We start from the raw sequence: 13,677 nt of genomic DNA, 5'->3' as shown, positions 1-13,677 counted from the left end.
GTTGGAATAGAGAACGGAATACGCACATATACGATTGTRAGTGATCCACTTCATATGAARCGTGCGATGARAATTGCRAAACATATTAAAATTGAAGCGTATGYATCACCAACTCCAACGTCAGCGTATAAAACGTTAGATACAGAAATCCCTTTCTTTTTTAAAGAATTATGCTCGTATATTGGATATGTAACCTCTTTGCCATTAAAGGCATTGAAAGGGGATTAATATAAGAAAAGAACCTATCTTTTTTATAGGAACTTTTCTTATTGTTCAAAAGCATTGTATTTTTATCGGAATAGTGAAACAATAGAGAAGTAACTTCATATAATCATAATGACAAAATGAACGGTTTWTGAATCGGACATAAAGGAGATTATGTATGGCACTCTCATTTGTTGAAACAGAAGAACAATCTTTAGTTATTGAAMAAATAAATAAATTGATTCCGAAGTTCATGGAAAGGGAGCATCAACTAAGTGAATTAGGATCATTTCCGTATGAAAATATTAATAATTTGAAAGATATCGGATATACGAAATTAACGTTGCCAAAAGAATTGGGAGGCAATGCGATTTCTTTATATGACTTCGTTTTATTTCAAGAGAAAATAGCAGAAGGCTGCGGTGCTACCGCATTATCAATTGGATGGCACCTTGGCATTGTAAAGGAATTAGCTGAAAATCGTTCTTGGAATGAGGAAATGTTCACTTGGTTTTGTGAAGAAGTGTGTAATGGCGCACTCTTTAATCGAGCAGCGACAGAGCCGAATACAGGTAGTCCTACGCGCGGCGGGAAACCAGAGACGTTAGCTGTCAAAAAAGGTGATAAGTGGGTTATAAGTGGAAGAAAAACTTTTACGACTATGGCACCAGTGCTAGATTATTTCATTATTTCAGCAAGTATTGAAGGCCGGGAAGAWATCGGAGAGTTTGTCATTCCAAAGAATACGATAGGCGTATCAATTGAAGAGACGTGGGATAGTATTGCTATGCGAGGAACTGCGAGCCATGATCTCGTTTTACAAAATGTAGAGATACCAGATCGCTTTTTCACTGATATAAAGGGTTCAAAAGTTAAAGCTAAGGGTATTGGCTGGTTGCTACATATACCTGCATGTTATTTAGGAATTGCACAATCAGCAAGAAATTATGCAGTTCAGTTTGCGGWATCATACAAGCCAAAYAGTTTAAATCATTCTATWAGTTTATTACCGAATGTTAGAAGRTTAGTTGGAGAATTAGAACTTGAGCTGATGCAAGCTCGCGTCTTTTTATATCAAATTGCGAAAAAATACGATGAGGCAGAAGATAAATTATCATTGCAAGCTGAACTAGCAGCTGCGAAATATGTTGTAACGAACGCGGCAATATCTATTGTAGATAAAGCAATGCGCATCGTAGGAGCGAAAAGTTTATCTGAAAAAAATCCGCTTCACCACTATTATTTAAACGTCAGAGCAGGACTACACAATCCGCCGATGGATGATGTAACACTTTCTATGCTCGCGGATGCGGCGTTTCGGTCGTAGTTTTTTAAACTTACATTTTATTGTCTATGGACAATATAGTTGTTTTGAAAGMACGTGTTTGATTAGTAATCGAACACGTGCTTTTTATGTGTACGACGTACCAAATTGAGATGTAGATTTTTAATATAAATGGTTATCATGATTTTGGATTGTTATTGGCTGAAAGAATATTTATTGCAATGTTAGTTTGGCAACTTTTAATCCCAAATTAAAGGCCTTTCCAAGTTTATCATTCGTAAATATTGTAAAAATTGACCTGCATGGACTGCATCATGATAGGCAATTCGTAATAGCATGTCGCCTAAATATCTTTGATAGCCAACATCGCTTCGATCAATAAGTCTTGAGTCTAGCTCTGCTATGCTTATTGATTGAACATATTCTATGAAGTCAGTAAAGTATGATTGTGCCAATTCAATTTCTTTTTTTACACAAGTAATTGGCTCGTCATCATATGGGATATGTATGTCATTTATTGAGCCATTGTTTTTTAAAATCATATGATAGTAAAAAGTTGAGCTCCATACATGACKAATCATCTCACCAAAAGACATAACCTCATTATCAGGCTTCCAATTAAGAAAATTATCGGGAAGAGAATTCCATAATTTTTCTGAGCGCCTTCTCGTTTCTTTCAAATTTAATATACTAAGATCAATTGCATTCATAATAAATTCTCCTTTACTATTAAACTTAAAATAATTGTATCAATTTAACAGTTAGGGTATCATCGAAATATGAATGTATATCCGAATATCTCATATATAGCTAAATTAATTGCTGAACCTACAAGAGCAATCATCTTAGATTGTCTAATGAATAATCAGGCACTACCTGCTAGCGAATTGGCTTATATGGCAAAAGTGTCACATCCAACGATTAGTTCTCATCTTTCTAAATTAGTAGAGGGGAATCTACTTACAGTTGAACAACATGGTAGACATCGTTATTATCGACTCGCTAATCAAGAGGTAGCAGAAGTTATTGAAAAGTTAGGGACAATCGCACCAACAGTTGAAGTTCGCTCTTTAAAACAATCGGATCAACTAAAACAAGTTCGCTATGCTCGAACTTGTTATGATCATCTTGCAGGCAAGCTCGGTGTAGAGATAGCTGAAAAATTACTAGATAGGGAATTTATAATTTTAGAGGACGGAGAATATATTGTAACGGAACAAGGTAAGGAGTGGTTTCTGAATTTTGGAATAAATATTGATAAGGCCGATATAAAAAGGAGGGTATTTGCAAAAACTTGTCTTGATTGGAGTGAACGACGCTACCATATTTCTGGTTGGTTAGGATCTGCAATAGCAAAACTGTTTTTTGAACAGGAATGGATTACAAAAACGGATAAGAATCGAGCCGTTCATCTTACAAAAAAAGGTGTAAAGTTATTGGAAGATCAATTAGGCATTGATATGAAAACTGAGGAAAGAAACGCTTGAAATTATAAAAGTCCGTCAAAATGACGGACTTTTTCATTGGGTGAGTTTAGATTCGATGTAAGTAAGTATTAGACTGAAATATGTTTAAACATCCATCTTCGCTTTTAGCGATATACTCTCCATTATATTACTTTTTGCATTATTCCGGTTGCACCTCAAGCCTCATATTACTCTCAGATCCATCTTCATTATAAGCGGATAAATAATAGTACCCTGGCTCAGGAGAGGTAACTAATGAACGCAAAGTAAATGTTTTACCTTCATTTGGTTTTATTGTATGTCTTACTAGTTTCTCTTCATCTTTTGATTTGATTGAATATGTAAATGAATTTGTACCGGTATTTTCAACTGTGACTTTTAGGTCACCGAGACCACTAAAGTCAAATCCAGTACCCATGTCCCCGCGGAATGTATGTGTATTGTTAAATGAAGATGAATGAAAGGTTTGAAATTCTTCTTTATTGCTTGATGAAAGGGTAATCGTTTCTGTTTCTATACTTGAAGTTGAGGAATCTAGTTTTGTATTTGGTTTTGTTAATAAAGTAATCGCGCAAAGTGATGCAATTACAATAAATGAACTAGAGATAACGAACCGTTTTTTTGTAAGAAGTATATATTTATCTCCTCTTATAAGAATATAAGAATGTATAATTTTAAGAAAAACATAACATATATGATATTTATTATCAATTGAAAAAATCTTTCTTTTCATTCTTCTTTTTGTAGTTTTATAGTGGAATGCTATGTTTCTTATTTCACCTACTGTATAATAAGAAAAAAGTACGAAAAGAGGTTATCTCATGCTAGAGGTTATTGCAACTTGTTTAGAAGATGTGAAGCGAATTGAAAAGGCTGGTGGAAATCGAATTGAACTCATTTCATCATATACAGAAGGTGGTTTAACACCGAGCTATGCTTTTATAAAAAAAGCAGTAGAAGCAGTGCAAATACCAGTTCATGTTATGATTCGTCCGCATGCGAAGTCTTTTACATATACGGAAGAAGAAATTGAAATGATGAAAGAAGATATTGTAGTTGCTCAAAATCTTGGAGCTGCTGGTGTTGTATTAGGTGTGTTAAACGAACAAAATGAAGTTGATGAAGAGAAATTAGCAGATGTATTATCTGTTGTAGATGGAATAAATGTAACGTATCACCGTGCGATAGATGATACAGAAAATCCAGTAGAAGCGATGAAAGCTTTGAAAAAATTCAATAAAGTTACTCACGTGTTAACTTCAGGCGGACAAGGAAATGTAGTAGATAATATTCCGGTGCTTAGAGAGATGAAGAAGGAAAGTGAAGGGAATATACAGCTTGTTGTCGGAAGCGGAGTAACGAAAGAGAATGTAAAGCAATTGCTAGATGAAACTGGAATTACGCAGGCGCATGTAGGTACAGCGGTTAGAGAAGGTAAGTCATGTTTTTCTGAAATTGACCTAAAGTTAGTACAAGAATTAGTTGAAATAATAAAGTAAGTATTTAAGAAAGAGGAGAAACGATGAAGACAAGTACGAAGAAAGAATTGATCTCATGGATTAAAACGATAGGTATTACMCTTGCGATTGCCTTTATCGTTCGTGGGGTGCTATTTACGCCGYCATTAGTACAAGGTGARTCGATGATGCCAACTTTAGAAAATAATGAGCGAGTTCTCGTKAATAAGATTGGTTATAGTATAAGCGGGTTAGATCGTTTTGACGTTATCGTCTTCCACGGAAAAGAAGGGTACGACTTAGTAAAACGAGTAATTGGTTTACCAGGTGATACAGTTGAGTATAAAAATGATGTTTTATACGTAAACGGAAAAGCGATGGAAGAACCGTATTTAAAAGAATTTAAAGAAAAGGCATCAGGTCGTGTATTAACTCCTGATTTTACGTTAGAACAAATCACAGGGAAAACGAAAGTGCCAGAGGGCCAAGTGTTTGTTTTAGGAGATAATCGTGAAGTATCTAAAGACGGTCGTATGTTTGGATTTATTTCAGAAGATGAAATTGTCGGAAAAGGACAAGCTGTTTTCTGGCCGTTGAAACAAGTAAGAGCATTATAAACAAAAAGTATGGGAGAAATATAATCTTCCATACTTTTTTTRTTTGTGAAAAAWATATTGATAGAATTGAAAGAATATTTTATAATTTTAATTATATGTTTGTTTCGAAAAACGGAATTGTAGTTCCRAAATTCGGAACRMGAAGGAGATAGGATGAGTATAAATAAAACGGCAGTTAAGACAATGGATATTTTGGAGTTGTTTTATGAGCATGAAGAGCTAAGTTTAACAGAGATGGTTCAGCTTACGAATATGCCGAAAACATCTGTTTATCGTTTAATTGGTTCGTTAGAAGAAATGGACTTTTTACAAAAAACAGAAAAGGGCAAGTATCGTCTCGGAGTCATTTTTTTACGATTTGGTCAACTTGTTTCACAAAGGTTATCCGTAAGAAATATTGCGATACCTTATATGAAAGAGCTTAGGGATAGTTTAGGGCAAGCAGTAAATTTAATTATTCAAGATGGTAATGACGCAATTTACGTTGAGAAGATGGAAGGAGTTCAGCCAGTACGTGTTTATACGGCGGTTGGAAGAAGAGCACCGCTTTATGCGGGTGCATGTCCGAGAATTTTACTATCGTATTTTTCTGAGGAAGAGAAAAGAAAGTACGTAGAGGAAACAGATTTAAAGCAGTTTGCAGATGGAACGATCGTGAATAAGGAGCATTTGTTAGAAGTATTACATATGGCGAAAAAAGAAGGGTACACAATTAGCTACTCTGAATTAGAAAATCATACAGCGGCTATAGCGGCACCAATTTTTGCAAATGATGGAACTGTTATAGCTGGCATTAGTATTTCGGGATTGGCAATTGAGTATAGCGAAAGTAATATTTCATATTTTACTGCGAAAGTGAAAGAAACAGCATACCGCATTTCGAAAGAACTCGGCTTTTGGGCATAGAAAGAGGGAGTGGGATGAAATTTTCTGCGTTAGGGGATCAAGCAATTATTGTTACATTTGGTGAAGAAATTGGGATGGATATATATGAAAAAGTGCAACGGTTATTTCAAGCGCTGAGGCGGCATCCATTTGCAGGAATGGTTGAATGCGTTCCGTCGTTTACTTCATTAGCGGTGTACTACAATTTGTACGAAGTATGGAAGGGAAATGATAGAAATATAAGACCATATGATTACGTTTGCCAGTATATACGGGAGCTRTGTGATTCWTATAAAGAAGAAGTGAACCGAGATGTGAAACATATTTCTATACCAGTGTGTTACGGGGGAGAATATGGACCTGATTTAGAAGAAGTTGCGCATTATCAAGGCTTACAAGTAGAGGATGTTATTCGAATACATAGTGAAACAACATATTTCGTGTACATGTTAGGTTTTACACCTGGATTCCCTTATTTAGGGGGATTATCAAAAGAACTAGAAACACCTAGAAAAGAAACACCACGGTTACAAATCGCTCCTGGTTCAGTAGGGATTGGCGGAAATCAAACGGGTATTTATCCGCTTGAAACACCAGGAGGCTGGAATATTATCGGCCGAACACCTATTTCTCTATTTAATCCAAAAGAAGAAACACCAACATATATTCAAAGTGGTATGTATTTACGATTTATACCAATAACAAAAGGAGAGTACGTATCGCTTGAGGGGGCTAAAGAATGGATGTAGAGATTTTGCATGCAGGAATGTTTACAACAATCCAAGATTTAGGGCGATTTCATTATCAACAATACGGTGTACCTGTTGGCGGTGCTATGGATAAAAGTGCGCTCAGGATGATTAATATGTTAGTAGGTAATGAGGAGAATGAGGCTGGACTCGAAATTACAATAATGGGACCTAAATTGTTAATAAAGAAAACGACTTTGCTTGCGATTGGCGGTGCGGATATGGAACCGTTATTAAATGGAGAACGCATTCCATTATGGCGCCCTATATTAGCTGAAGAAGGAAGCATGCTTTGCCTCGGAAAAGCGAAAAGCGGTTGCAGAGCATATGTGACTTTTGCGGGCGGTATAAATATTGATCGTACGATGGGAAGTAAAAGTACTTACATACGTGCTGCTCTTGGCGGTATTGAAGGGAGAATGCTGAAAAAAGGAGATTATTTTCAAATTGGTACAGGGGCAGAAGTTGCAAGTCGTTTCATTCAAAATTTACAAGAAGAAAAGCGTATAAAAACGAAGTGGGCAATTTGTAACAATGCTTTACCAAAATATAAGAAGCATCCTATTCTTCGCGTCATAACAGACTTTGAATATGATCAATTTACAGAAGAAAGTATAAAGTCGTTTTTTTCGAAAGAGTATAAAGTGTCCAATTATGCTGATCGCATGGGATATAGGCTTGACGGAGATGTTTTAAATAGAGTTGAAGAGATAGAAATTTTATCGAGCCCAGTTACATTCGGAACAATTCAAGTACCAAATGGTGGACAGCCTATTATATTAATGGCTGATAGACAAACGACAGGTGGTTATCCGAGAATTGGAAATGTAATTTCAGTAGATTTACCTCTTCTAGCGCAGCTGAAACCAGGAGACTACGTAACTTTTGAAAAAATAACTATGGAAGAAGCTGCACAATTATATATAAAGCAGGAAACAAGTATGAGTCTATTAAAGAAATTCATCGCTTTACGAAGCTGAGATTAGGAGGAAAACATCGTGACTAAAATCGATTTAAACTGTGATTTAGGAGAAAGTTTTGGAGCTTATAAAATGGGGAATGATGATGAAATTCTTCCGTTCGTTTCCTCTATAAACGTTGCTTGTGGTTTTCATGCGGGTGATCCGTCCGTTATGCGGCAAACGGTTGAAAAAGCTCTGCAGCATAACGTAGCAATAGGGGCACATCCTGGATTTCCTGATTTAATTGGATTTGGGAGAAGGAATATGAACGTTTCAGCAAGTGAAGTATACGATTATGTTTTATATCAAATTGGCGCATTAGACGGATTTGTTAAAGCTGCCGGAGCGAAAATGCAACATGTAAAACCGCACGGTGCCTTATATAATATGGCGGCAACTGATTCGGAAATTGCGGATGCAATCGCAAAGGCAATTTATCATATTAAYCCTGGAYTATTACTTTACGGATTAGCGAATAGTGAGGCATTTATAAAGGCAACAGAAAAATATAATATAACTCTCGTACAAGAAGCTTTTGCTGATCGYACGTATAAGCAGGATGGAACTTTAACGAGCCGTACAGAAGAAAATGCTCTTATAAAAAATGAAGATGAAGCAATAAAACAAGTACTTCAAATGGTGAAAGAAGGGTATGTAGAATCGGTTAATGGGGGGAAAGTAGCAGTTCAAGCGCAAACGATATGTTTACACGGGGATGGAGAGAAAGCAGTCCAATTTGCGGGAAAAATATACAGAACATTCGAACTTAATGGTATTTCTATATGCGCACCAAATAAAGTGAAACTTTAATTAGCGGGATTAAAAATGAGAGGAAGTGTTAAAATTGGTGAAATTAATTGGGATTTTACTTGTTGCGGTTGGGTTTTTATTTAGGCTAAATACACTGTTAGTAGTTATGGTTGCGGGTATTGTTACTGGTATGGTTTCAGGCTTAAGTTTTTATGATGTGATCAGCATGTTCGGTAAATTTTTCATAGAAAACAGATATATGTCTATGCCAATCATATTAACTTTACCGGTAATCGGAATTTTAGAGCGTTATGGTTTAAAAGAAAGAGCAGAAGCACTTATAACGAAATCAAAAGGAGCAACAACTGGAAGAGTATTAATGTCATATTTTACGATAAGAGAATCATCAGCAGCACTTGGACTAAATATTGGTGGTCATGCGCAAACGGTAAGACCGCTTGTTGCGCCAATGGCAGAAGGAGCTGCGCAAGGTAAATATGGTAAACTCCCTGAAAAATTGAGAGAAAAGATAAAAGCAAATGCAGCAGCTGCGGAAAATACAGCTTGGTTTTTCGGAGAAGATATTTTTATCGCAACTGGAGCCATTTTATTAATGAAAGGGTTCTTCGATTCAGTAGGTATGCATGTCGGTGTATGGGATATGGCGCTTTGGGGCATTCCAACTGCGATATCGGCACTTATTGTGAGCTGGATTAGGTTTAGAAGGTTTGACAAGTATATAGAGAAAACAATGAAGGCAGAAGAAAACCAAGAGAAGGAGGCTATATAAGATGAACATCATAACAATGGATACAATTTATTATGTATTAGGTATAATCGTTGCATTTATCGCTGTTCGTATTGCATTTGATCGTGAGCATCCAAACCGATTCGGTTCTAGTTTATTTTGGGCATTGTTTGCAGTTACATTTTTATTCGGAAATGTAATCCCTTCGTTTTAYGTTGGYTGTATTGTGCTTGTTATGGTTGTTTTTGCTTCATTAAATAAAGTAACAAAATCCGAGGAGAAAGAAGTACCAGTGCAAGAACGTGTGAAACATGCTGAGAAATTAAAGAATAAAATTTTCATGCCTGCACTATTAATTCCTATTTTTACGATAATCGGTACGTTAACGTTAGGGAAAATCAAATGGGGAAATGTCGCACTTGTTGATCCAGATAAAGTGACATTAGTTGCATTAGCGTTAGGAGCATTACTCGCATTCATTGCGGCGATGCGTATTACGAAATCCAAAATAACAACGCCTGTTCAAGAAGGAAGTAGGTTAYTACARGCTGTCGGTTGGGCAGTTATTTTACCACAAATGTTAGCKGCACTTGGYGGTATTTTCGCGAAGTCTGGCGTWGGWCAAGTTGTTTCTGATTTAGTCGGACAAGTGTTRCCGACAGAGTATCCATTCGTTGCTGTTATGGCGTATTGTTTAGGAATGATGCTATTTACAGTCGTAATGGGGAATGCATTCGCAGCGTTTGCAGTAATCACTGGCGGAATCGGCTTACCTCTAATTGTACAAATGCACGGAGGGAATCCAGCTATTATGGCAGCACTCGGTATGTTTGCTGGATATTGCGGAACGCTGCTTACTCCAATGGCAGCAAACTTTAATATCGTACCTGCGATGCTTTTAGAATTGAAAGATAAAAATGCAGTCATTAAAGCACAAGTACCAATTGCTCTTTCCATTTTTATTATAAATATGTTTATTATGTACGGCCTTGTATATCGTTTCTAATTAGGAGAGTGAAACTATGAAAACAGTATTAGTAACAGGATTTGATCCGTTCGGGGGAGAAAGTATCAACCCAGCTTGGGAAGTCGCAAAAAGTTTGCATGAAAAAACAATCGGAGAGTACAAGATTATTAGTAAACAAGTTCCAACCGTATTTCATAAATCAATAAGAGTATTAAAAGAGTATATAGAAGAGTTGTCGCCTGAAATGATTATATGTATTGGACAAGCTGGGGGCAGACCAGATATTACGATAGAGCGTGTAGCGATTAATATTGATGATGCAAGAATTGCTGATAATGAAGGAAATCAGCCGGTGGATATGCCGGTTGTAGAAGAAGGACCTAWTGCGTATTGGTCTACACTTCCGATGAAAGCAATCGTGAAAAAACTTCGYGAAGAARGTATACCRKCWTCTGTTTCACAAACKGCAGGTACATTYGTTTGTAATCATTTATTCTATGGTCTCATGCACGAACTAGAAAAACATAATAAGAAAATAAAAGGCGGATTTGTTCATATTCCGTTCTTACCAGAGCAAGCGAGCAATTATCCAGGTCAACCGAGTATGTCACTTTCTACGATTAGTAAAGGGATAGAATTGGCAATTGAGGTAGCGACGGAAGTGGAAGTAGATATTGTAGCGTGCGGCGGTGCGACGCATTAAGTAAAAAGCATGTTAATTAAAGAGGGCTGATGCAGCCCTCTTTGTGTGTTTGTATTTTGTAATTGAAGATGCAGTATAGAATATAAAGGGAAAGGTTGCAATGGGAGTATTCTAACAAATATGGAATTGTTCCAAATAAAAGGAAACTTTTTAAATAGTTTCTTAATGATGTAGAATTTTCGTCTATATGAATGGATAAAAAGTTAAGTTCTGATAAACTCAAAGACATACAAAGTAATGATTTTAAAATGGTGTGATAAAAATATCACACCATTTTTATGTAAAACAAACAGAGTGAATTTTTTCCATTAGTAAAGTATAACTGGGTAAGAGATAATCATCAGAATTGTTAATTGTACTATGATTTTTCAAAACTGATAAATTTAAATATAAGTACGGTAAGAATRCGATATTTATCTAACTTTTACAAAAAAGAGTAACCTATTTGGCTACTCTTCACATAGAAACTTGTATTTGTTCATTTCAATAAGAGACCGTTATTGAAGTCCCTTCATGAAATTTTGGATTTTTGATGATAATGTAAACAGCAGGATGCTAACTAAAATGGAGATAGCACCAATAATACCAAAGTAAATTGCTTCTGTTGCAGGATTATACAGTTTAACAACTTGGGCATTTATTGCTTGCGCAGACGCAGTTGATAAGAACCATAAGCTCATGGTTTGCGAAGAGAAAGCAGATGGAGCCAGCTTCGTCGTTATTGATAACCCTGAAGGAGATAAACAAACTTCTCCAATTACAATTAAAAAGAAGCTAAGGACTAACCACATAGGATTCACTAAAGAGTGAGTACCGTTGATTAAAGCCGGAATAATCATAACTAAGAATGATAAACCTGCAAATAGCAATCCAATAGCGAATTTTTTTGCCGTTGAAGGCTGCTTCTTGCCTAACTTTATCCAAACCCATGCAAAAATCGGGGCAAGCGTTACGATAAAGATTGGACTTAATGATTGGAACCAAGCGGAATGCAATGTAATTCCATTGAACTGTAATTGAGTTCGTTGATCCGCGTATGTCGCTAAGATAATAGCACCTTGTTCTTGTATAGACCAAAATATTGTAGCTGCAATAGACCAACACTGAAATACTTAATAGTCTTTTTTCTTTCCGAATCTGATAATGGATTAGGTACTTGCGTACCGACTAGACCAAGGTTTTTCTGTTTTGTTCCAACAAATACCCCTAACCCAATTGCCATACCAATTGCCGCAACTCCAAAACCAAGGTGGAAATTATATTGCTGACCTAATGTTCCGACAACTAAAGGTGCAAGTAAGGCACCTAAGTTAATACCCATGTAGAATATACTGAACCCTGAGTCACGACGCGCATCTGTTTCACTGTATAAACTTCCTACGATGTTCGATATGTTAGGCTTTAATAACCCTGTTCCTAGAACTAAGAAGACCATAGAGATAAATAACGCACTTTTACTACCCGGTAAAGCTAAAATAAGATGGCCAATCATAATTAAAACGCCACCAAAGAATACGGTTTTACTTGGACCAAATAAACGATCCGATATCCATCCACCGATAATACTAGACATGAACAGTAAGGAACCGTAAATTGCCATTATCGAGGTTGCGGTAGATTGWTCAATTCCTAATCCACCTTTTGCGACCGAATAGTACATATAATACAGTAAAATAGCTCTCATTCCGTAATGAGAAAACCTTTCCCAAAACTCAGTGAAGAATAAAGAGAATAATCCTTTTGGATGCCCAAAAAATCCTGTTTGAGGAATACTTTGAACAAGTTCGTTTTTTTCTTTCATAATGTTAATATTACCCCTTATTAATTTTTAATATTATACAAGTATAACTTAAGAGGCTCCCAGTAGTCCATAACTATCTAAGCCCATCGATGAAGAAAAGCAGCCTTCTGGCTGCTTTCTAAATGATAACTTTATTTTAATTGAACAGTAGTTATCTTTGAAATTTTAATTACACCAAAAAAAGTTGGGGGTTAATTCATGCAATGAAGTAAGTAAAATGAATTGTACAACACCTACTGTAAACAACTGGTATAATAAGTATAGGAATATACATAGAGGTGATTTTTGTGCAATATGAGGAAGTACGTTCGATATTAGAAAAAGCAAAGAAAATTACAGTGTTAACAGGTGCTGGTGCAAGTACGGAAAGTGGTATCCCAGATTTTCGTTCAGCAAATGGATTATATGCTGATGCGAATGTAGAGATGTATTTGTCGAGAGGCTATTATAATAGAAATCCGAAAGAGTTTTGGAAGCATTATAAAGAAATCTTTCAAATTAATACGTTTCATCAATATAAACCAAATCGAGGGCATCGCTTTTTAGCGGAGCTAGAAGAACAAGGGAAAGACATAACGATTTTAACGCAAAATATTGATGGTTTGCATCAAGTAGGTGGTAGTAAACATGTAATTGATTTACATGGAACACTKCAAACTGCRCATTGTCCGAAGTGTAAAACGGGATATGATTTACAATATATGATTGATCATGAAGTACCGCGTTGCGGGAAGTGTAATTTCATTCTAAACCCAGATGTTGTTTTATACGGAGATACRYTRCCACAATATCAAAATGCAATAAAACGTTTATATGAAACAGATGTACTTCTCGTAATGGGAACGTCATTAAAAGTGCAACCTGTCGCTTCATTCCCAGAAATCGCAAAGAGAGAAGTAGGTGCAACAACAATTTTAGTAAATGAAGAGTTAACAGGGCAAGAATACAATTTTGATTTTGTTTTTCAAAATAAGATTGGTGAATTTGCCAAAGGGTTATCTTCGATTAAATAAGTTTTTGTTTTCGTAAAGAAACTGAGGTGAATGAAAGTTTTTGTTTTCGTAAAGAAACTGAGGTGAATGA

At 36.0% G+C, this 13,677-nt stretch carries 15 protein-coding genes and 1 pseudogene; 13 read left to right on the top strand and 3 right to left on the bottom strand.

Annotated features, from left to right (window positions below):
- Both AC1DJR_RS06030 and AC1DJR_RS06025 read left to right on the top strand, forming a co-directional pair.
- On the top strand, window positions 1-228 hold a 228-nt coding region (locus tag AC1DJR_RS06030; protein WP_477002216.1), incomplete at its 5' end, for a YdcF family protein.
- A gap of 154 nt (window positions 229-382) precedes the next feature.
- The gene (locus AC1DJR_RS06025) at window positions 383-1,531 is read left to right on the top strand and encodes an acyl-CoA dehydrogenase family protein (protein WP_477002215.1); all 1,149 of its coding nucleotides are present in this window, start codon (window positions 383-385) and stop codon (window positions 1,529-1,531) included.
- Between the two features lie 197 nt (window positions 1,532-1,728).
- Here the strand turns inward: AC1DJR_RS06025 and AC1DJR_RS06020 are convergent, their stop codons facing one another.
- Window positions 1,729-2,199 (bottom strand): DinB family protein, encoded by a 471-nt coding sequence (locus AC1DJR_RS06020; protein ID WP_477002214.1) that lies wholly within the window; start codon window positions 2,197-2,199, stop codon window positions 1,729-1,731.
- Window positions 2,200-2,268: 69 nt separating this feature from the next.
- Between AC1DJR_RS06020 and AC1DJR_RS06015 the strand changes: the two genes are divergently transcribed.
- Entirely contained in the window at window positions 2,269-2,976 is a 708-nt protein-coding gene (locus AC1DJR_RS06015; protein ID WP_429688492.1) for an ArsR/SmtB family transcription factor, read from the top strand.
- Window positions 2,977-3,115: 139 nt separating this feature from the next.
- Here the strand turns inward: AC1DJR_RS06015 and AC1DJR_RS06010 are convergent, their stop codons facing one another.
- Entirely contained in the window at window positions 3,116-3,589 is a 474-nt protein-coding gene (locus tag AC1DJR_RS06010) for a hypothetical protein (RefSeq protein WP_429688591.1), read from the bottom strand.
- A 187-nt stretch (window positions 3,590-3,776) separates the two neighbouring features.
- On the opposite strand from AC1DJR_RS06010, the gene AC1DJR_RS06005 reads away from it, so the two are divergent.
- The 9 genes from AC1DJR_RS06005 (at window position 3,777) to pcp (ending at window position 10,793) form a co-directional block, all read left to right on the top strand.
- Window positions 3,777-4,454 (top strand): copper homeostasis protein CutC, encoded by a 678-nt coding sequence (locus tag AC1DJR_RS06005; RefSeq protein ID WP_429688493.1) that lies wholly within the window; start codon window positions 3,777-3,779, stop codon window positions 4,452-4,454.
- Window positions 4,455-4,477: 23 nt separating this feature from the next.
- Window positions 4,478-5,029: a signal peptidase I gene (gene lepB / locus AC1DJR_RS06000; RefSeq protein ID WP_477002213.1), complete on the top strand. Its 552-nt coding sequence runs from the start codon at window positions 4,478-4,480 to the stop codon at window positions 5,027-5,029.
- 153 nt (window positions 5,030-5,182) lie between these two features.
- A complete protein-coding gene (locus tag AC1DJR_RS05995; RefSeq protein ID WP_429688494.1) occupies window positions 5,183-5,935 on the top strand; it encodes an IclR family transcriptional regulator in 753 nt (250 codons plus the stop codon).
- A gap of 14 nt (window positions 5,936-5,949) precedes the next feature.
- On the top strand, window positions 5,950-6,663 hold the full coding sequence (gene pxpB / locus AC1DJR_RS05990; RefSeq protein ID WP_107886660.1) for a 5-oxoprolinase subunit PxpB: 714 nt from the start codon (window positions 5,950-5,952) through the stop codon (window positions 6,661-6,663).
- The gene (locus AC1DJR_RS05985) at window positions 6,654-7,643 is read left to right on the top strand and encodes a 5-oxoprolinase subunit C family protein (RefSeq protein ID WP_429692092.1); all 990 of its coding nucleotides are present in this window, start codon (window positions 6,654-6,656) and stop codon (window positions 7,641-7,643) included. Before pxpB ends, AC1DJR_RS05985 begins: the two co-directional genes overlap by 10 nt.
- An 18-nt stretch (window positions 7,644-7,661) precedes the next feature.
- Window positions 7,662-8,435, top strand: a complete 774-nt coding sequence (pxpA, locus tag AC1DJR_RS05980) for a 5-oxoprolinase subunit PxpA (protein WP_429688496.1) — start codon at window positions 7,662-7,664, stop codon at window positions 8,433-8,435.
- Window positions 8,436-8,469: 34 nt separating this feature from the next.
- Window positions 8,470-9,165, top strand: coding sequence for a DUF969 domain-containing protein (locus AC1DJR_RS05975; RefSeq protein ID WP_002127994.1), 696 nt, complete (start codon window positions 8,470-8,472; stop codon window positions 9,163-9,165).
- Between the two features lies 1 nt (window position 9,166).
- Window positions 9,167-10,129 (top strand): DUF979 domain-containing protein, encoded by a 963-nt coding sequence (locus tag AC1DJR_RS05970; RefSeq protein WP_477002212.1) that lies wholly within the window; start codon window positions 9,167-9,169, stop codon window positions 10,127-10,129.
- Between the two features lie 16 nt (window positions 10,130-10,145).
- Window positions 10,146-10,793, top strand: coding sequence for a pyroglutamyl-peptidase I (gene pcp / locus AC1DJR_RS05965; protein ID WP_477002211.1), 648 nt, complete (start codon window positions 10,146-10,148; stop codon window positions 10,791-10,793).
- A 497-nt stretch (window positions 10,794-11,290) separates the two neighbouring features.
- On the opposite strand, the pseudogene AC1DJR_RS05960 reads toward pcp, so the two are convergent.
- A pseudogene (locus AC1DJR_RS05960) lies at window positions 11,291-12,594 on the bottom strand (peptide MFS transporter).
- A 287-nt stretch (window positions 12,595-12,881) separates the two neighbouring features.
- Here AC1DJR_RS05960 and AC1DJR_RS05955 point away from each other — a divergent pair.
- Complete coding sequence (locus AC1DJR_RS05955) at window positions 12,882-13,607, top strand: NAD-dependent protein deacylase (RefSeq protein WP_044443117.1); 726 nt, start codon at window positions 12,882-12,884, stop codon at window positions 13,605-13,607.
- The last annotated feature ends 70 nt before the right edge of the window (window positions 13,608-13,677 follow it).

The sequence above is a fragment of the Bacillus sp. 05T31 genome (assembly GCF_056396725.1).
Note: the sequence above shows the minus strand (reverse complement) of the source record. Positions and strands in the feature narration are given on the sequence as shown.